At 73.9% G+C, this 17,748-nt stretch carries 21 protein-coding genes; 8 read left to right on the plus strand and 13 right to left on the minus strand.

What is annotated here, in order from left to right:
- Positions 1-64: 64 nt before the first annotated feature.
- A complete protein-coding gene (locus ACWC9T_RS15635; RefSeq protein WP_449821589.1) occupies positions 65-1,030 on the minus strand; it encodes a hypothetical protein in 966 nt (321 codons plus the stop codon).
- Between the two features lie 118 nt (positions 1,031-1,148).
- Positions 1,149-1,775, minus strand: a complete 627-nt coding sequence (locus ACWC9T_RS15640) for an RNA polymerase sigma factor (protein WP_449821635.1) — start codon at positions 1,773-1,775, stop codon at positions 1,149-1,151.
- A 202-nt stretch (positions 1,776-1,977) separates the two neighbouring features.
- On the opposite strand from ACWC9T_RS15640, the gene ACWC9T_RS15645 reads away from it, so the two are divergent.
- The gene (locus ACWC9T_RS15645; protein ID WP_449821590.1) at positions 1,978-2,349 is read left to right on the plus strand and encodes a hypothetical protein; all 372 of its coding nucleotides are present in this window, start codon (positions 1,978-1,980) and stop codon (positions 2,347-2,349) included.
- A 141-nt stretch (positions 2,350-2,490) separates the two neighbouring features.
- Here ACWC9T_RS15645 and ACWC9T_RS15650 read toward each other — a convergent pair whose 3' ends face one another.
- From ACWC9T_RS15650 to ACWC9T_RS15680, 7 genes are all read right to left on the minus strand, one after another.
- Positions 2,491-3,132 carry a GTP-binding protein gene (locus ACWC9T_RS15650; protein ID WP_449821591.1) on the minus strand — a complete coding sequence of 214 codons (642 nt, stop codon included), beginning with the start codon at positions 3,130-3,132 and terminating at the stop codon, positions 2,491-2,493.
- Entirely contained in the window at positions 3,113-3,460 is a 348-nt protein-coding gene (locus tag ACWC9T_RS15655; RefSeq protein WP_449821636.1) for a DUF742 domain-containing protein, read from the minus strand. Before ACWC9T_RS15655 ends, ACWC9T_RS15650 begins: the two co-directional genes overlap by 20 nt.
- A 197-nt stretch (positions 3,461-3,657) precedes the next feature.
- Positions 3,658-4,068 (minus strand): roadblock/LC7 domain-containing protein, encoded by a 411-nt coding sequence (locus ACWC9T_RS15660; protein ID WP_449821592.1) that lies wholly within the window; start codon positions 4,066-4,068, stop codon positions 3,658-3,660.
- Positions 4,065-6,794 carry a nitrate- and nitrite sensing domain-containing protein gene (locus ACWC9T_RS15665; RefSeq protein WP_449821593.1) on the minus strand — a complete coding sequence of 910 codons (2,730 nt, stop codon included), beginning with the start codon at positions 6,792-6,794 and terminating at the stop codon, positions 4,065-4,067. The genes ACWC9T_RS15660 and ACWC9T_RS15665 overlap by 4 nt, the downstream gene beginning before the upstream one ends.
- A gap of 40 nt (positions 6,795-6,834) precedes the next feature.
- Positions 6,835-7,683: an MHYT domain-containing protein gene (locus tag ACWC9T_RS15670; RefSeq protein WP_449821594.1), complete on the minus strand. Its 849-nt coding sequence runs from the start codon at positions 7,681-7,683 to the stop codon at positions 6,835-6,837.
- 348 nt (positions 7,684-8,031) lie between these two features.
- Positions 8,032-9,396 carry a cytochrome P450 gene (locus ACWC9T_RS15675; RefSeq protein WP_449821595.1) on the minus strand — a complete coding sequence of 455 codons (1,365 nt, stop codon included), beginning with the start codon at positions 9,394-9,396 and terminating at the stop codon, positions 8,032-8,034.
- A gap of 138 nt (positions 9,397-9,534) precedes the next feature.
- A complete protein-coding gene (locus ACWC9T_RS15680; RefSeq protein ID WP_449821596.1) occupies positions 9,535-10,602 on the minus strand; it encodes an RNA ligase (ATP) in 1,068 nt (355 codons plus the stop codon).
- A 338-nt stretch (positions 10,603-10,940) separates the two neighbouring features.
- Here ACWC9T_RS15680 and modA point away from each other — a divergent pair, with 338 nt between their 5' ends.
- The 3 genes from modA (at position 10,941) to ACWC9T_RS15695 (ending at position 13,746) form a co-directional block, all read left to right on the plus strand.
- Positions 10,941-11,786 (plus strand): molybdate ABC transporter substrate-binding protein, encoded by an 846-nt coding sequence (modA, locus tag ACWC9T_RS15685; RefSeq protein WP_449821597.1) that lies wholly within the window; start codon positions 10,941-10,943, stop codon positions 11,784-11,786.
- A gap of 71 nt (positions 11,787-11,857) precedes the next feature.
- Positions 11,858-12,658 carry an ABC transporter permease gene (locus tag ACWC9T_RS15690; RefSeq protein ID WP_449821637.1) on the plus strand — a complete coding sequence of 267 codons (801 nt, stop codon included), beginning with the start codon at positions 11,858-11,860 and terminating at the stop codon, positions 12,656-12,658.
- A gap of 17 nt (positions 12,659-12,675) precedes the next feature.
- A complete protein-coding gene (locus tag ACWC9T_RS15695; RefSeq protein WP_449821598.1) occupies positions 12,676-13,746 on the plus strand; it encodes an ABC transporter ATP-binding protein in 1,071 nt (356 codons plus the stop codon).
- Positions 13,747-13,777: 31 nt separating this feature from the next.
- Here ACWC9T_RS15695 and ACWC9T_RS15700 read toward each other — a convergent pair whose 3' ends face one another.
- Both ACWC9T_RS15700 and ACWC9T_RS15705 read right to left on the minus strand, forming a co-directional pair.
- Positions 13,778-14,404 (minus strand): response regulator, encoded by a 627-nt coding sequence (locus ACWC9T_RS15700; protein WP_449821638.1) that lies wholly within the window; start codon positions 14,402-14,404, stop codon positions 13,778-13,780.
- Positions 14,405-14,463: 59 nt separating this feature from the next.
- A complete protein-coding gene (locus ACWC9T_RS15705; protein WP_449821599.1) occupies positions 14,464-14,958 on the minus strand; it encodes a hypothetical protein in 495 nt (164 codons plus the stop codon).
- A 38-nt stretch (positions 14,959-14,996) separates the two neighbouring features.
- Here ACWC9T_RS15705 and ACWC9T_RS15710 point away from each other — a divergent pair, with 38 nt between their 5' ends.
- From ACWC9T_RS15710 to ACWC9T_RS15725, 4 genes are read left to right on the plus strand one after another with little or no spacing between them, the layout of a single operon-like run.
- Positions 14,997-15,440 carry a hypothetical protein gene (locus tag ACWC9T_RS15710; RefSeq protein WP_449821600.1) on the plus strand — a complete coding sequence of 148 codons (444 nt, stop codon included), beginning with the start codon at positions 14,997-14,999 and terminating at the stop codon, positions 15,438-15,440.
- Between the two features lie 32 nt (positions 15,441-15,472).
- On the plus strand, positions 15,473-15,742 hold the full coding sequence (locus ACWC9T_RS15715; protein WP_449821601.1) for a hypothetical protein: 270 nt from the start codon (positions 15,473-15,475) through the stop codon (positions 15,740-15,742).
- On the plus strand, positions 15,739-15,939 hold the full coding sequence (locus ACWC9T_RS15720) for a hypothetical protein (RefSeq protein WP_449821602.1): 201 nt from the start codon (positions 15,739-15,741) through the stop codon (positions 15,937-15,939). Before ACWC9T_RS15715 ends, ACWC9T_RS15720 begins: the two co-directional genes overlap by 4 nt.
- Positions 15,939-16,232: a hypothetical protein gene (locus tag ACWC9T_RS15725; protein ID WP_449821603.1), complete on the plus strand. Its 294-nt coding sequence runs from the start codon at positions 15,939-15,941 to the stop codon at positions 16,230-16,232. The genes ACWC9T_RS15720 and ACWC9T_RS15725 overlap by 1 nt, the downstream gene beginning before the upstream one ends.
- A gap of 128 nt (positions 16,233-16,360) precedes the next feature.
- Here ACWC9T_RS15725 and ACWC9T_RS15730 read toward each other — a convergent pair whose 3' ends face one another.
- On the minus strand, positions 16,361-17,107 hold the full coding sequence (locus tag ACWC9T_RS15730; protein ID WP_449821604.1) for an aminoacyl-tRNA hydrolase: 747 nt from the start codon (positions 17,105-17,107) through the stop codon (positions 16,361-16,363).
- 87 nt (positions 17,108-17,194) lie between these two features.
- Positions 17,195-17,722: a hypothetical protein gene (locus ACWC9T_RS15735; RefSeq protein WP_449821605.1), complete on the minus strand. Its 528-nt coding sequence runs from the start codon at positions 17,720-17,722 to the stop codon at positions 17,195-17,197.
- Between the last annotated feature and the right edge of the window lie 26 nt (positions 17,723-17,748).

Below are 17,748 nucleotides of genomic sequence, written 5' to 3' on the forward strand. Positions count from 1 at the left end.
CTGGCGCCTCCCACCAACCCCCGGAAACGGCGCCGGGCCGGGGGTTCTCGCTGTCCTCTGCCGATCAGAACTCCTGGGAGCCGCTGACCGCCCAGGCCACCCCGCTCGCCGGGTCCTCCAGCGCGAGGTGCAGATGGCGCAGTCCGGCGGCTGGCTCCTGCCAGGTGAAGCAGCGCATCCGGGCCACCAGGGCGGTCACCTCGGTGCGGTCCGGCCGGTCCGCACCGGCCATCGCGCCCAGCGCTCGCCACAGGCCCAGCCGCCCGTGCGCGCCGCCCTGGGTGCGCCCCACGGCGGCGGCCTGCACCAGAGCCGGGTAGGCGAGCGCGAACGGCAGGTACCCGCCGACCACCCGACGGCCCCCGGCCAGCACGGCGGCCGCCAGCGGGGCCTGGCCACGCACGCAGACCACCTCCGCCCAGGGCACGAGCGCGGCCAGTTCGGCCAGCGCCCGGGTGACCCGCTGACCGCCCAGCCGCGTGCCCGGTTCCGGCAGCTCGACCTGGCCCAGGCCCTCCCTGCAGGCCGGCAGGGTCAGCACCGCACTGCGCGCTCCCCCGCCGGGCAGGTACTCGCGCACCCGCGAGGCCTCGTCCCAACCGGCCGTCTCCCACGGCTCCAGCCGCAGCGGCACGCCCTCCGGGTCGGGCTCGGCCCCGTACGAGAGGTCCTCGCCGAGCAGCACCCGGGTGTGCGCGACCAGCCGGCGCACCGGGGCCGGGCCGAGCAGCGGGGCCAGCCGCAGCCAGGAGTGCCGGGTCGCCAGCACCTCCCAGAGCGGGCCGGCGTCGTGGTCGGCCACCCCGGCGACCGCCCCCTCGCCGCCGTCCGCGTCGAACAGCCGAACGGCCAGTTCGGGCGGCGCCGAGTAGGCGATCAGGTGACCGAGCGGCGCGGTCAGGGCCGCGGCGGCCTGCTCGCCGGCCTGCACGACGGCGGCCGCCCGGCCCTGCCGGTAGGCGGCGAGCAGCTCGCGCCAGCGGCCGTCCTCGGCCAGGGCGAAGAGGCGGTGGTCCTCGTCCGTGATCACGATTTTCAGCGTACGGGCCGGGGCGGCGCATCAGCCGACTTGCCGTCAGTTCGGTGCGTCGGAGGGCCGGTCGGGGCCTTCCGGCGCCGCTCGCAGGGGCCGCCCTCAGCCGCTGCCTTCAGGCGCCGTGCCGACGCTCCCGCTCCAGGACGGCACGCAGTCGGCAGTGAGCGCGGCGCCGGGTGACCGCCAGGGTGCTGCGGTGCAGGCCGAGCAGTTCGGCGGCCTCGTCGACGGAGTAGCCGTCGAGGTCCACCAGCACCACGGCCCGGGCCTGCTTGACGGTCAGGAAGCCGAGCAGTCGGATCACCTCCCAGCGCGCCTGCAGCTCGGCCATCCCGCCGGACCGCGGGTCGAGCGCGGACCGGCCGCGCTCGGCCGCCTCGGACACCTCGGCCGGCTCGGGCACCTCGGGCAGCGCCACCCGGCGGCGATCCCTGCGCCACTGGTCGCGCAGGATGTTCGTCATCGTGGTGAACACGTAGGCGTACGGCTGCGGATGGCTGAGGAACCGCTCAGGGCTTCTGGCGATCCGCAGATAGGCGTCGTGGACGACGTCGCCCGCCGCGAGCTGGCTTCCGGTGAGCACCGCGGCCGCCTGCTGGAGTCTGGGTAGCAGGTCGGTGAACGCCCGGTTGAAATCGGCGGATTGGCGTTCCGTAGGACCCGTTCCGAACTCCTTCCCTCGCCCGCCCGCATACCGTCCGCTGCAATCCGCCATGCCGCTCTCCCCGGAAATCGGCATCCCGACCGCCCAGTTGGGGTTGACCCAGCCCAACCGGGCACGTTGTGACACAGATCACATCATAGTTCGTCGTCTCACGCTGCGCGGTCATTCGTGTGCAATTAGTCATCAGTCGGGCGGGAGGCGGGAATTCACCCCCGACCACCGTCCCGCCGGCCGGGGCGCTCCGCCCGATGGGAACCGTTGAGTGAGGAGAACCACCATGCGAGGCTGCATCGCCAGGAAGATCGCCACGTTCGGGATGGCCACCGCGGCCGCCCTGGGCGTGCTCGGGACCGCCACCCCGCTGGCCGCCGCGGCGCCGGCCGACGACCAGACCATCACCCCCGGCGCCGCGGCGGCGTCGCCCCACATCACCGCCACCCCCTACCACTGCGTGATCACCGCCGACTACGGCTGGCGCTGGGAGGGGTACTGCAACGTCTACTCCGGCCAGCTGCGCACCATCACCTACTGTGCCAACGGCACCCACACGGTCGGTCTGTGGATCGGTGCGCGGCCGCAGGCCTGGTCCGTGTGGGGCAACTGCCCGGGGTCCGCCTGGACGAAGATCGTCTTCCAGTGGCACAGCTGACCGGGTAGCGACGACGGGCAGCGGACGACAACCGACAGCTGACGGATGACAGATTTCGAAATCTGTCATCCGTCAGCTGAACTCTGTTCGCTGAAGTCCGTTCGCTGAGATCCGCTGAGATCCGTCCGTCGAGCTCCGCTCTCACCGAGCCGACGAGGCCTCCGCCAGCAGCCGCGCGGTGTGCACCCGCCCCGCGTGCTCGACCAGGTTGATCAGCACCTCCTTCCCCGAGGCCCGCCGCCGCGCGTCGCACAGCACCACCGGTGTACCGGCTTCCAGGTCCAACGCGCGGGCGACCTCCTCCGGCCCGAACTCGCGCGTCCCGGCGAAACGATTCACCGCGACCACGAACGGGATGCCCCGGCGCTCGAAGAAGTCGACAGCCGGAAAGCAGTCGGTCAGCCGCCGGGTGTCGGCCAGCACCACGGCGCCGAGCGCGCCCTGCGCCAGTTCGTCCCAGAGGAACCAGAACCGGTCCTGCCCCGGGGTGCCGAACAGGTAGACCGCCAGGCCCTCGCGGATGGTGATCCGGCCGAAGTCCATCGCCACCGTGGTGGTGGTCTTGCGCTCCACCCCGTCGAGGTCGTCCACCTCTCGCCCGGCCTCGGTCAGTCGCTCCTCGGTGCGCAGCGGTCGGATCTCGCTGACCGCACCGACCAGCGTCGTCTTGCCGACCCCGAAGCCGCCCGCCACCAGGATCTTGAGCGCGAGCACGGTGTCGGCCGGGTCCACCGGGTCGGACGGCCAACGATCGGACGGGCGGTCAGAGTGCGCGGAGTCCATGGATGACCTCCTGGAGGATGCGCTCGTCGGGGAGCAGGGCGGGCGGGACGGGACGGCTGACCCGGATGAGCCCGACCGCCAGCAGGTCGCCGAGCAGCACCCGTACGACGCCCACCGGCAGGTCGAGGTCGGTGGCCAGCTCGGCCACGGACAGCGGCGCGCCCCGGCACAGGCCGAGGATGCGTGCCTGTTCCGGGCCGACCGGCGGCTCGGGCGTGTCCGGGGCGAGCGCCGGGTCGGGCAGATCGGACACGACCACGGCGATCAGGTCGAACTGCTGCTCGCCGGCCCCGGTCCGGCCCCTGGTCATGGCGTACGGGCGGACCAGTGGCCCGGCCTCGTCGTCGTACCAGCGGGCCCGGTGGGCGGCGGCGAGCGGGTTGCGGGGGTGTCCGCCGGGCTCGGCCCTTGGATGCTCCGGATGTCGCTGGTGGTACGGGTGGAACGCGGGCGCCGACTGGTAGGGGCGGTCCGGCTGTTGAGGGCCGTCCGCTCGGTACGGCCGGTCCGGCTGGGGCACCGGGCTCACCCGCCGTGCACCACGCGGGGCGCGGCGCTCAGGTGCTCCCCGACCCGGCGGACCAGTCTGGCCATCTCGTAGGCGATCAGCCCGAGGTCGGCCCTCGCGGTGGCGAACACGGCCAGGCAGGTGCCCTCCCCGGCCGCCGCGACCAGCAGGTAGCCACCATCCAACTCGACCATGGTCTGGCGGACTTCGCCCGCGCCGAAGTGCCGACCGGCGCCCTTGGCCAGGCTGTGGAAGCCGGAGGCGACGGCGGCCAGGTGCTCGCCGTCCTCGCGGTCCAGTCCGGTCGAGGTGCCCATGGCCAGGCCGTCGGCGGAGAGCATCACGGCGAACCGGACCTCGGGTGCGCGCTGGACCAACTCGTCCAGGAGCCAATTCAGTTCCCCCGCGCGGTGGGTGGTGCCGATCACGGACGGTCTCCTTCGGGTCGGGGTGAGGACGGGTGGTGGCGCAGCGACCGGGTCCGGTCGGGGTCGGTCGGCGGTTCCTCGGGCCGCCGGTCGGGGCGCAGTCCGCGCGCCCAGCCGCTCTGGAAGGCGGACATCGCCGCCCGCGCCGCCTCCGGGCTGCGGCTCGCGGGCGTCGTACCGAATCCGGAGGCTGCGGTCCGGCGGGTGCGCGGACCCGTGTCGGCCGGGGCCTCGCGCAGTTGGGGCACCAGGCTCGCCTGCCGGACTCGGCGCGGCAACTCCTCGGGCCCGTCACCGGGTTGCCCCGCCCCGCCGACCTTCCCGACGGCCAACTCGGCCACCTGGGCCACCTGGGCCACCGGCGCGGCTGTCGTACGGTACGGCTGCGGCGGACCGGACTGCGGACGGGAGGCGGCACCCGGGCCCCCGTCCGCAGCCGGTCCGGCCGTCCGGGCACCGGAGGCCCGGAAGGGGGTGCGGCGCACCGACCCGGGGTCGTCGCCCCGGATGCCGAAGGGCAGCATCGCCCCGCCCTCCGGCAGCGGCCCACCCGCCGCCGGAAGCTCGATCTCCGTCACTCCGTCGCCGGGGAAGGACGGCTCCTCGGCCGGGCGCGGTGCCGGCTCCGGCCACGCCGCGGCGACCGGACCCTCCGGGGCGGCCACGACGTCCAACTCCGGCACCAGACCGAAGGATTGCTCCCTGCCGCCCCGCTCGTCGGCCAGCACCCCGGTGGGCAGCAGGACCACGGCGGTGGTGCCGCCGTACGCGGAGGTCACCAGCGAGACCTTGACGTCGTGCCGTCGGGCGAGTCGGCTGACCACGAACAGGCCGAGCCGGTCGCTGTCGAACAGGTCGGTCTGCTCGGCGGCGGCGATCCGGCGGTTGGCGTCGGCCAGCGGGGCCGGCCCCATGCCGAGGCCGCGGTCCTCGATCTCCAACGCGTAGCCGTTGCCGACCTGTTCGCCCCGGATGTGCACCCGGGTGTGCGGCGGGGAGAACCCGGTGGCGTTCTCCACCAGTTCGGCCACCAGGTGGGTGAGGTCGGCGACGGCGTGACCGACCACGGCGACCCGCGGCAGCGGGTGCACCTCGACCCGGGCGTACTCCTCGACCTCCGAGACGGCCGCGCGCACGACGTCGACCAGGGGTACGGGCCGGCGCCAGGCCCGGCCGGGGACGGCCCCGGAGAGGATGATCAGGCCCTCCGCGTGCCGGCGCATCCGGGTGGTCAGGTGGTCCAGCCGGAACAGGTCGGCCAGTTCGGACGGGTCCTCGGTGCGCCGCTCCATCGCGTCCAGCAGGGTGAGTTGGCGGTGCACCAGGACCTGGCTGCGGCGTGCGAGGTTGACGAACACCCCGGAGACCCCGGACAGCACCTCGGCCCGTTCCACCGCCGCCGTGACGGCCGCCCGCTGGACGGTGCCGAGCGCCCGGTGCACCTGGCCGATCTCGTCGTCGCGACCCACCGGCTTGGGCGCCTCGGCGTCGATGTCCACCTCCTCCCCCGCGCGCAACTTGCGGATCGTGGCGGGCAGTTTGCGACCGGCGAGGTCGAGTGCCGAGTTCCGCAGGCCGATCAGCTCGGTGACCAGGCCGCGGCCGATCTGGACCGAGATCACCAGCGAGGCGACCACCCCGAGCAGACCGAGCAGCACGGCGATCCCGGCCGGGGTGAACAGGCCCAGGGCGTACGGGTTCTGGCGCTCGGCAGCGAGCCGTCCGGCCCGGTCCTCGACGACGCGCAGGCCGCTGGCCACGTTCCCGGCGACCATCGCCCACCGGTCCGCGGGCACGGCAGCGACGGCGGCCCGGCCGTCGGCAGCGGTGCGGGCCTTCTCCTCGTAGCCGACCAGTTCGCGGTGGTCCTGGCCGTCGGTGACGGCGAGCAGCGCGTCCCGGTCGGCGGGGCGCAGGTCGGCGGCCGAGCCCTGCTCGAACTCTCGCCGGGCGAAGGCCGCACCGGAGAACTCGCGCAGCTGGTCGTCGCCGAGCGCGCCGGAGAGCTGGGCGGTGCGCAGCAACACGTCCTCACGGGCGAGGAGTTCGCGGGAGCGGGCGAGGTCCAGCAGCACCCGGGTGTCGGCGGCCGCCCGGCCGTCCTGCTGCGGGGCGACGGCGCCGGACACGGCGAGCGCCCGGTCCACGGCCACGCCGTACGCGGCGTACGCCTCGGGCCAGCCGACGGTCCGGGCCAGCACCCGGGCGCGCAGCTCGGGCAGCGCTACGAGGGAGGCGCCGAGGGCGTCCAGGCGGGCGGCGGCGTCGGTGCCGAGGCCCTGGGCGTCGGCGCGGTTGTAGCCCTGGCCGGGGTGCCGGGGGTCGGGGAACAGCGGGGCGAGCGCCCGGTCGGTGGTGTCGGCGGCCTCCCGCAGGGCGCTCTCCCGGGCAGCGGAGGGGGAAGAGCCCAGGGCGGCCAACAGCTGGCCGACGGCGGCGCGTTCAGCCTGCAGACCGGCGACCGTCCCGGCGACGGGGGTGAGCAGGGTGCGCTGGGCGTCGCGCAGGCGCAGCAGGTCCCAGACGCCCTGGGCGGTGGTGACGGTCGCGAAGCCCCAGAGGGCGATGACGGAGACGACCGGGACCATCAGCAGGGCGATGATCCGGGCACGGACGGTCCGGGGGCGCAGCCCGCGCAGCCAGGGGCCTGGGCGCGGTGGACGGGCGGGCGGCCCGGCGTGGGCACCCCGGCGGGCGCCGAGGGCGGTACCGCGGTCTTCTCGCATGGGTGAGGGCCTTTCGGGCGGGGCGGGCTCGGGGCCGGGTTCAGGCGGCGCGGTCGTGGCGGAGCCGGTCGGGGACTTCCGCGCCCGGGAGCTTGACGTCGGGGTGGGCGGCCGGCGCGGGGCACTCTTCGATGGTCAGCTCGCCCGCGGCCAGGTAGCCGTCCCGCTCCTGGGCGGTCGGGGAGAGGGCGGCGAAGGCCGAGGCGAGGAAGAGGAACGAGCCGAGGCCGACGGCGAGCGGGAAGACGAACTCCATCGGGCTGACCCCGCCGAGACCGGTGCGGGCGGGGTCCAGCTGGACGTGGACGGCGGCCATGCCGGTGTAGTGCATGCAGCTGACGGCGAGTCCCATGGCCAGCGAGGCGGCAGCGGCCGCGTACACGTTGCGGATGGTGACGGCGGCCCAGAGCGCGGCGGTGGCGGCGCCCACCGCGATCAGCACGGACAGCGCGACCGTCCCGGCGTCGTATCGCAGCCCGCCGTGCATCCGGACGGCGGCCATGCCGAGGTAGTGCATCGCGGCGACGCCGATCCCGGTGGTGGAGCCGCCGCCCAGCAAGGCGAGGCCGCGGTGTCTGCCGTAGCAGACCACGGTCAGGCCGAGACCGGTGACCAGCACCGCGACCACCAGGCTGAGCACGGTCAGCGGCACGTTGTAGCGCAGTTCGGTGCCGTCGACGGTGAAGCCGAACATGGCGACGAAGTGCATGGTCCAGATGCCCGAGCCGATCGCCGCGGCGGCGGTGATCAGCCAGTTCCGACGGGCGGCGCCGCTCGCGGCCAGGCCGCGCAGGGTGCAGCGCAGCCCGAGGGCGGCGCCGACGCAGGCCATCACGTACGAGAGGACGGGGGTCAGCCAGCCAAAGCTGAACTGGTTGAGGGTGCCCATGGGACCTCCGGTCGACCGGTCGGGCCCGGGGCGGTACGCGGTGCGCCCGGGCTCCCCGGCCGGGCGGACTGCACGCGGGGCATATGCCATCCGCATGTGTGCTTTCGACCTGGGGCGCCTGGGACGCTATCGAGGGGCCGGAATCGGCCACCGGAAGATCTGAAAAGCTGCGCGCGCGGCGGGTGCGATGTGTTCGAATGACCCGGTCGTGTGCCCAGCCGCGGACGAGCGGTGGTGACGGCGCGGCGACAACGGCGGGCGACGGCAAACAACGGACAACACACAACGGACAGATGACAGATTTCGAAATCTGTCATCTGTCCGTTGAAAGTTGAACGCTGAAACCCGTCAGCCCGCCACCGTCACCCGCACCCGCATCGGGCTCGCCGCCCGCAGCGTGATGTCCTGCACGAGCGCCACCCGCCGGTCCACCACCTCCACCTCGAAGTCCCGCAGCAGCACCCCGAGGGTCAGCACCGCCTCCAGCATCGAGAAGTGCTGCCCGATGCACGCCCGCGGTCCCCCGCCGAACGGGAACCAGGCGTACCGGTGCCGGGCCTTCTCCTCCTCCGGCAGGAACCGGTCGGGGTCGAAGCGCTCCGGCTCCGCCCAGTGGTCCGGGTGCCGCTGGGTGACCAGCGGCGCGACCACGACCTGGGCCCCCGCCGGGATGACGTGCCCGTCGATGACCGTCTCCTCGACCGCCCGCCGCCCGATCAGCGCCGCCGCCGGGAAGAGCCGCATCGCCTCCTTCAGCACCCGGGTGATGTACGGCAGCCGCTCCAGGTCCGCCGCCGTCGGCGCCCGCCCGGCCAGGACGGTGCGCGCCTCCTCCTGTGCGAGCTTGCGCTGCTCCGGGTGCTTGGCAAGCAGGTGCAGCGCGAAGGCCAGCGAGGTGGCCGTAGTCTCGTGCCCGGCGAGCAGGAACACGAGGACCTGGTCACGGAGTTCGGCCGGATCCAGCCGCTCCCCGTCCTCGCCGCGGGCCCGCCCGAGCAGGGTCAGCAGGTCGTCCGCGTCCTTGTCGCCGCCCCCGCGCGCGGCCCGCTCGGCGATGATCCGGTCGCAGATCTCGTACAGCGCCCGCTGCGCCTCCGCGCCGCGCCGGTTGCTCGGCGTCGGCCAAGTGCGCGGGAGCCGGACCGGCGCGAAGCCGCGCTCCTTGATGTACTCGCCGAGCACCGGGAAGTTGCGGTTCACCACCTCCACCGCCTCCTCCACATCGGCGCCGAAGAGGATCCGCGCGACGGCGCGCAGCGCGAACCGTGACATCTCCTCCGCCGCGTCCACCACCCCGCCCGGCACGGCCCGCCACCGCTCGGAGAGCGCCTGCGCCTCCTGGGCGAGCGCGTCCGCGTAGCCGTCCACCCGGCGCCGGGTGAACAGCGGCTGGACGAGCCGTCGCTGGCGCTGGTAGTCGCCGTCCTGGCTGGTCAGCAGCCCGTTGCCGACGCTGGTCCGCAGCTCGTCGTAGAAGCTGTTCTCCTTGCGGAAGTTGGCCGCCTCGCTGCCCAGGACCTGGTGGGCGCCCTCGGGCGAGAAGACCCCGTAGAACTCGACCCGCAGGCCGGGCGGCCCGGCCTGGAAGCGCACCACGTCCCCGTGGTCACGACGGGCCGCGAGGTAGGTGCGCAGCGGACGGCGGGTGAGGTCGAAGAGCGACCCGACCAGGGGGTGCCCGGCCGGTCCGGGTACGGCGGCTGCAGTGGTCATCGGCACTCCTTCTGCGCTGGCGATCCTTCAACCTTACTGACGGGTATTCAGTCGTGGAAGCGTCCAGCGGAAACGCGGGGGCGGGCGCGCATCGTGCGCACCCGCCCCGACCACAGGCGCCGGTCACAGGCACCGGGATCACTCGTACTCGGTGCCGCCCTTGCGCGTCAGATAGGCGTCGCTGACCACCTTGGCGATCGCCCGCCCGCCCAGCACCGGGCTCCAGCGCTCGGCCGCCGGCCGGACCACCACGCCCTCGCGCAGGTGGAGTTCGCGCCCCGAGTGGCTCTCCTTGCCGTGCGCGTACGCCAGCACGGTCTCGGTGTCGAACGGCCCGCGCCACAGCTCGGGCACCAACGGCAGCTCGCCGTCCAGCAGTTCGGCGGCGGGCAGCCAGGCCAGCTGCCCGTCGACCACGGCGGACACGTCGAATGCGGCGTACCCGGGCCGTTCGGTGCGCGCGGAGGCCCCGTACGTCAGGTCCTGCACGCCCTCGCCGAACACCTCGCCGAAGATGCCGACCCGCTCGGCGCCCAGCCGTTCGGCCAGTCGGGCCGCCACCGCCGGGAGGTCGTACGCGCGCACCGCCCGCCAGTACAGGTTGCGCCCGTCCTCGGCCAGCGCCAGCCCCTGCGCGCCGATCCCCTTGGAGGAGACCTGCACCTCCCCGGTGGCGGCGGTGTACGTGACCAGGCAGCAGCTGCCGTGCAGCTTCTCGGTGAGCACCACCGGCTCGCCCGGCTCGAAGACGTCGGGGTAGCGCTTGAGGTTCTCGATGTCCACCCAGGGCAGCAGGTCCGGCGCGCTGACCACGTCGCCGTTCATCGAAGTCGGCACCGGAGGCTGCCACTTCACGATCCCGAGCAGTTCGGCGAAGTCCTCGCCCCGGTCGGCGGCCGCGGCCAGGTCGGTGTCGGCGAGCGCACCGGGCCGGCAGACGATGCCCTGCGAGAGCTCTCCGCGCAGCCGTACCGCCTTCACCCGGTTCGCCCGGGCGCCGGCCAGCTTTCCGGTCAGCCCGATCTCCTCGATCAACCCATCCGGGAGGACGGCCTGTTCGGGGATGTAGAGGGCGAAGTCGCCGGACCGGTAGACACCCTTCGCGACCACCGCCCGATAGAGGCCGACCTGCGCCAACTCCAGAGCGTCGGCGTTCGGGTGCTCAAGAATGACGAGCCTCTCGGCAGTGACTCGAAGTGTGGACATGGGCGGACTCTTCCCCTGGGCTGGAACGTCGGGCGCCCGGCACGACCGCTCGTCGATCGCACGACCGGGCTGCGAACACTCTGACCGTTCGACCGCCCTCGGTGCGACGGGTTTTCCACGGCGGCGCCGGCGACCCCGCCGAACCGCCCCCACACGCGAACCGTCCGTGCACGTTTGAGCCTTCCCACAGCGAGCCCGAGCCGCCTGCCCCATCCTGCCTGTGCGAAGCGACAGCGGATTTATCACTCGCATTTGCGGCACTATGATCGCCGTAATGGCCGCACCTGCGGCCAGGGCACCGCGCCCCTTCCGGCGCGCACCCTGGAAGGGAAGCACCGATGAGCACCCGCACCACCGCCACCCGCAGACTCTCCGTCGCCGCCGCAGCGGCCCTCGCCCTCAGCCTCGGGGTCACCGCCTGCGGCAGCGACGGCGGCTCCACCTCCTCGGCCGCGAGCAGCAGCGCGGGCAGCGTGAGCACCACCGGCACCGGCAGTGCCCCGAAGGCCCACGGCGACATCACCGTCTTCGCCGCCGCCTCGCTCAAGGAGACCTTCACCGACCTCGGCAAGAAGTTCGAGGCCGCCAACCCGGGCACCGAGGTCAAGTTCAACTTCGGCGGCAGCTCCGCCCTCGCCACCAGCATCAACTCCGGTGCTCCGGCGGACGTGTTCGCCGCCGCCAGCCCCGCCACCATGAAGACCGTCACCGACGCGGGCGGCGCCAGCGGCGAGCCGCAGACCTTCGTGAAGAACACCCTCACCATCGCCGTGCCCAAGGGCAACCCCAAGCACATCGCCGGCCTGAAGGACCTCACCACCTCCGGCGTGAAGGTCGCGCTGTGCGCGAAGGAGGTGCCCTGCGGCGCCGCCGCCCAGACCGCACTGAAGGCCGCCGGACTCAACCTCACCCCGGTCACCCTGGAGCAGGACGTCAAGGGCGCGCTCACCAAGGTCGAGCTCGGCGAGGTCGACGCCTCTCTGGTGTACAGGACCGATGCGCAGTCCGATGCCGCGAAGATCGACGGTGTGGACTTCCCCGAGGCCGACAAGGCCGTGAACGACTACCCGATCGCCGCACTGGCCAAGGCGCCGAACAAGGACGGCGCGGCCGCCTTCGTCGCCTACGTCCAGTCGCCCGAGGCCAAGCAGTCGCTGACCGCGGCGGGCTTCCAGGCACCGTGAAGAGCTGCACCACCGGCCGCGACGGCTCCGAGGACCAGCGCGCCCCGGCGACGGCAGGACCCGCGAAGGCCCTGCCGCGCCGCCGCCCGGGCGCGCACCGCGTCCCGGTCACGCTGCTGCTCCCGGCGCTGCTCGGACTGGCGTTCCTGATCCTCCCGCTGGTCGGCCTGCTGGTCCGGGCACCATGGAGCGGCCTGTCCGAGCAGCTCACCAGCACCGCCGTCTGGGAGGCCCTGCGGCTGTCGCTGATCTGCGCGACGGCCGCCACCGCGGTCTCGCTGGTCCTCGGCGTCCCGCTGGCCTGGCTGCTCGCCCGCACCGAGCTGCCCGGCCGGCGGGTGATCAGGGCACTGGTCACCCTGCCGCTGGTGCTGCCGCCGGTGGTCGGCGGTGTGGCGCTGCTGCTGGTGCTGGGGCGGCGCGGGATCGTCGGCTCCTGGCTGGACTCGGCCTTCGGCATCACGCTGCCCTTCACCACCACCGGAGTCGTGATCGCCGAGGCCTTCGTGGCGATGCCCTTCCTGGTGGTCAGTGTCGAGGGCGCGCTGCGGGCGGCCGACCCCCGCTACGAGGAGGCGGCCGCGACCCTGGGCGCCTCCCGGCTGACCGCCTTCCGACGGGTCACCCTGCCGATGATCGCCCCGGGGATCGCTGCCGGGGCCGTCCTGGCCTGGGCCCGGGCGCTCGGCGAGTTCGGCGCGACGATCACCTTCGCGGGCAATTTCCCGGGCCGCACCCAGACCATGCCGCTGGCCGTCTACCTGGCCCTGGAGTCCGACCCGGAGGCCGCGATCGCACTGTCGCTGGTCCTGCTGGCGGTCTCCGTCGCCGTCCTGGTCGGCCTGCGCGACCGCTGGATGTCGACCCCCTGACCCGGAACGCGGAGCCCATGATCGCCACCGACACCACCGCCCTCGACGCCCGCCTGCGGGTGGACCGCGCCGCGTTCACCCTCGACCTCGCGCTCACCGCCGCCCCCGGCGAGGTGATCGCGCTGCTCGGCCCGAACGGCGCCGGCAAGTCCACCGCCCTGCGCGCCCTGGCCGGCCTGCTCCCGCTCACCGGCGGCCACCTGCGCCTGGACGGCCACCTGCTGGAGGACCCGGCGCAGCGCCTGCACACCCCCGCCGAGGAGCGGCCGGTCGGTGTGGTGTTCCAGGACTACCTGCTGTTCCCGCACCTCAGCGCGCTCGACAACGTCGCCTTTGGCCCGCGCTGCCAGGGCCGCCCCAGGCGCGAGGCCCGGGCCGAGGCGGTCGCCTGGCTGGACCGGATGGGCCTGGCCGAGCACGCCTCGGCCCGCCCCGGCCGGCTCTCCGGCGGCCAGGCACAACGGGTGGCGCTCGCCCGGGCGCTGGCCGTCCGTCCCCGGCTGCTCCTGCTGGACGAGCCGCTGGCCGCCCTGGACGCCCGCACCCGGCTCGACGTCCGGTCCCGACTTCGGCGCCATCTGGCCGAGTTCGAGGCGGTGGCGGTGCTGGTGACGCACGACCCGCTGGACGCCATGGTGTTGGCCGACCGGCTGGTGGTGATCGAGGACGGCCGGGAGGTGCAGTCCGGCAGCCCGGCGGAGGTCGCCCGGCGGCCGCGCACCGACTACATCGCCCGCCTGGTCGGGCTGAACCTGTACCAGGGCCGGTCCGAGGGCTCCCAGGTCACCCTCCCGGACGGCACGGTCGTGGCCACCGCGGAGGAGCTGACCGGCCCGGCCTTCGTGGCCTTCCCGCCCTCCGCGGTGACCCTGTACCGGGAGCGGCCGCAGTCCAGCGCCCGCAACCTGTGGAAGGCCGAGGTCACCGGCCTGGACCTGCACGGTGACCGGGTGCGCGCCGAGCTGTCGGGGGACCTGCCGATGGCCGCCGATCTCACCCCGGCCGCGGTCGCCGAGCTGGAGCTGGCGCCGGGGGTGGCGGTCTGGGCCTCCGTCAAGGCCACCCAGACCCATGCCTACCCGGCCTGACCGCGCCGCTGGCCGGCCCGACCCGCTGGGGTCATTCCGACGGCTCGACGAACCCCGACTCGTACGCCGCGATCACCGCCTGGGTGCGGTCCCGCGCACCGAGCTTCGCCAGCACGCTGCTGACGTGCGTCTTCACGGTCTGCACCCCGAGGAACAGCCGCTCGGCGATCTCCCCGTTGCTGAGCCCGCGCGCCACCAGCCGCAGCACCTCCGCCTCGCGCTCGGTCAGCGCCGCCCGGGCCATCGCCGCGCGGGCGGTGGGGTTGCCGTGCCCGGCCGCCAGACGGCGGATCGCGGCCGGGAACAGCAGCGACTCACCCGCCGCCGCCAGCCGTACCGCGTGGGCGATCTCGGCCGGACGGGAGCGCTTGAGCAGGAAGCCGTCGGCGCCGGCGCGCAGCGCCTGGTAGACGTAGTCGTCGTTCTCGAAGGTGGTCACCACCAGGATCCGCAGCGGCCGCTCACCCGACCCGTCAGGGCGCAGCAGCTCGCGGGTGGCCGCCAGGCCGTCCAGGACGGGCATCCGGACATCCATCAGCACCACGTGCGGGCGCAGCGCGCGGGCCAGGGCCACCGCCTCCGCGCCGTCCGCCGCCTCGCCGACCACCCGCAGATCGCCCTGGGCCTCCAGGACGGCCCGCATCCCGGCGCGGACCAGTTCCTCGTCGCACGGCGAGCAGGATGTCGGTCATCCCGGCAACCCCCTTGGTCGGACCGTCAGTCATTCGTCAGGAGCCCAAGCGTAGGGGCAGCCGCACACGCAGCACCCACTCCCCGCCGCAGTCCTGCGACGCCCCCGCCGTGGCCTCCCCGCCGAGCAGCGTGGCCCGCTCGCGGATGCCTCGCAGCCCCTTGCCGCCCTTGCGCGCCCCGGCGGCGGGATTCCGCGCCGCGGCGCCCCCTCCGGCCGGCATCGCGTTGGGCGCAGCGCAGCTCCAACTGCCCGCCCCGGAAGGCGATCCGTATGCTGATCGGCTCGCCGGGCGCGTACTTGAGCGCGTTGGTGACACCCTCCTGGACGATCCGGTAGGACTCGCGGGAGGGCACCCCGGGCAGCTTCCCCTCCGACAGGTCGACCAGCGCCTCGACCGGGCTGCCGGCCGCCCGCGCGGTGTCGAAGAGCGCGGGCAGCTGGTCGACGCCCGGGTGTTCGGTGGCTGCGCCCTCAGGGCTCTCGCGCAGCAGCACGAGGGTGCGTTCGAGGTCCTCCATGGCCTGGCGGCCGCACTTCCGTCCCCCGTCGCGCCCGGATGTACGGCGCGAAGCTCGCGCTCGGTGCGCTGGTCGGGCTCGTCGTCGGCGCGGCCGGTACGGCAGGCGCCTTCGCGGGGTACGCGGCGACCGTCCCCGGCGACTGGCACGGCCCCGCCTTCACCCGCGCCGTCGTCGCCGGAGTGCTGTACCCACCGCTGCTGGTGGTGTTCTGCCTCGGGCTGACCACGCTGTTCGGCAACCTCACCGCCGCCATGGGCCTGGTCGTCCCGACCGTCTTCCTGGTCTCGCCGGCGCTCGGCGGCCTGCCCGGGGCACGGCTGGTCGCGCAGTTCCTGCCCGACCGCGCCGGCCAGTACGCGCTCCACTACGTCGACGACCCGCAGGTCGCGTACGGGCACTGGACCGGACTGCTGATCATGGCGTTCTGGGCGGCCTCGTCGGCGTACGCCGGCCTGCGCGCCCTTCGGCGAGACAAGTGACGCGACGCCAAGTGACGCCGTGCGAAGGGAAGATGAGAATAAGCCTGGGATCGACCGCCAACGCCCTGCGCGCCGAACGGATCAAGTTCACCACCCTGCCCTCGCAGTGGGCGGCCCCGCTGACCGCCCTGGCCCTGACCGTGGGCATCACCGTGGCCGTCAACATCGCCTACGGCACGAAGGACCATACCCCGGGCGAAGACCCGACCGGCGGGATCTACTACGGGCTTGCTGTTCGGCCACGTCGCCGTGGCCTGCACGGGAATCCTGCTCATCCGGGCAGGAGTTCAACACCCGCGTGATCAACACCTCGCTCACCGCCGTCCCCCGGCGCGGGCGGTCGTACGGCGCCAAGCTGCTGCTCGGCGCCGGGCTGGGACTGCTGCTCGGGCTGCTGTCGACGGCGGGCTCGTTCCTGGCCGTCGGCGCCACCGTCGGCCTGGACACGTCCACTCCCGGGCTGGGCCGCAGCGTCCTGGCCGGTTCTACCACCCGATGATGGTGCTGCTCTGCCTCGGACTGACCGCGATGCTGGGCAACTTCAGCGCTGCACTCGGCCTGCTCACCCCGATGGTGTTCCTCGGCACCACCTGGCTGGCCACGATCCCCGGCGTCCGCGAGGTCGGCCAGTTCCTGCCCGACCGGGCCGGCCTGTACGCGACGCGCACCCAGGCCGAACCGGGCATCCACTACGGGCACTGGACCGGGCTGCTGATCATGGCGCTCTGGACGGCCGCGGCAATGTACGGCGGGTGGCGGGCGATGCAGCGGTACCAGGCCTCGGGCGCCTGACGGCGGACGGCCGACGCGGGCCGGCGGACAGCGAACGGATGACAGATTTCGAAATCTGTCATCCGTTCGCTGTCATCTGTTACCCGCCACTCGCCAGTTGCCCTCTGCGGCCCGCCCTCTGCGATCCGTCACCGCAGTGCCGGGTGATCCGCGATCACGGTGCAGCTCCCCGGCGCGATCTCCGTGAAGCCCGCGTCCTGGACCACCGGCAGCCCGCTGCGGACCAGCCCCTCCCACGCCTCCGGCGAGGCCGTCCGAACCGCGAGCGCGAACCCGGCTTCCGCCCACTCCTTTCGCTGCCCGTCGTCCAGCCGCCACCAGGCGAGCTGGGCGGCGTGCCCGGTCTGCGCCATCGTCTTGCCGGCGCTCATCTCCAGCTCCGGGTTGAGCCACAGCACCGGCAACCCCGGCTCGGGCGCACCGACCTCGGCCGTCTCCTCCAGATCCGTCCCGGAGACCTGCAGCTTGGCGAGCTCCTTCGGCCAGCCGTCCAGCGGAATCGGCGGGAACACCCGCGCCTCCGCCTCCCGCCCCTGCACCGTGATGCCCGGCAGCTCCCCCGCGCGGCGCCACTCCCCGCCCCGGGCCCGCCGGACCACCTTGCGGATCCGGGCGTCCTCCCAGGCCGTGACCCGCTCCGCCCACTCGCCGTCCACCTCGGTCACCCGGGGGTCGGCGAGCAGCGTGAGCACCGCCCGCGCCGAGGTCTCCAGCGCATCCGTCCGCCCCGGCGGCGTGGCCTTCTCCAGCCGGACCACCAGCGGCAGTACGTACTGCGGCCGCGCGTCGCGGCCCTCGGCAGCGGGAGAGTCCCCGGAAGCGGGAGCGTCGCCGGGTGCGGGAACGGGGGCCGGGGCATCGAACGGAGAAGTCACCCGTCCAGCATGCCAGCCCCGCCGACCCCCGACTCGGCCCGCCCCCGCTCCGCGCAGCCGCTCGGTACAGCCGCCTCACCCAGCCGCTCAGCGCAGCCGCTGCCGCAGCTCGTCCACCGCTGCCCGGATGCCCGCGCTGTACACGTCCTCCGGCAGCGCGTCCAGACTCCGCACCGCCCGCTCCAGTTGCTCGCGCGCCAGGTCCGGCTCGCCGAGCTTGAGGTGGTCCGAGGCCAGGTTGAGGTGCAGCGAGGGGTAGAAGGCGCGCACCTGGAGGGTCGACTCGTGCGTCTGGGCGCGCTCGACGGTCAGCGAGTCGGCGGCCGCGAGGGCCCTCCGGTCCCACTCCAGCTCGGCTCGCGGGTCATCCTGCAAGTCGGCCAGATAGTGCGCCAGGACGCAGCGGTGGAACACGTCCCGCTCGCCCAGCGCCTCCCACAGCGCCTCGAAACTGGCCCGCGCCTCGGCCGTCCGCCCGAGCTGCGCCGCCTGCACACCGTCCAGCCCGAGCGCGATCCGGGCCAGCCCCGGCTCGTCCCCGCCCGACTCCCCCGAGGACGGACCGGGCGTACCCGCGCCACCGGACGGACCGAGCGAACCGGATACGCCAGACACACCAGACACATCGGACATGCCCGCAG

The sequence above is a fragment of the Kitasatospora sp. NPDC001159 genome, from assembly GCF_053598235.1.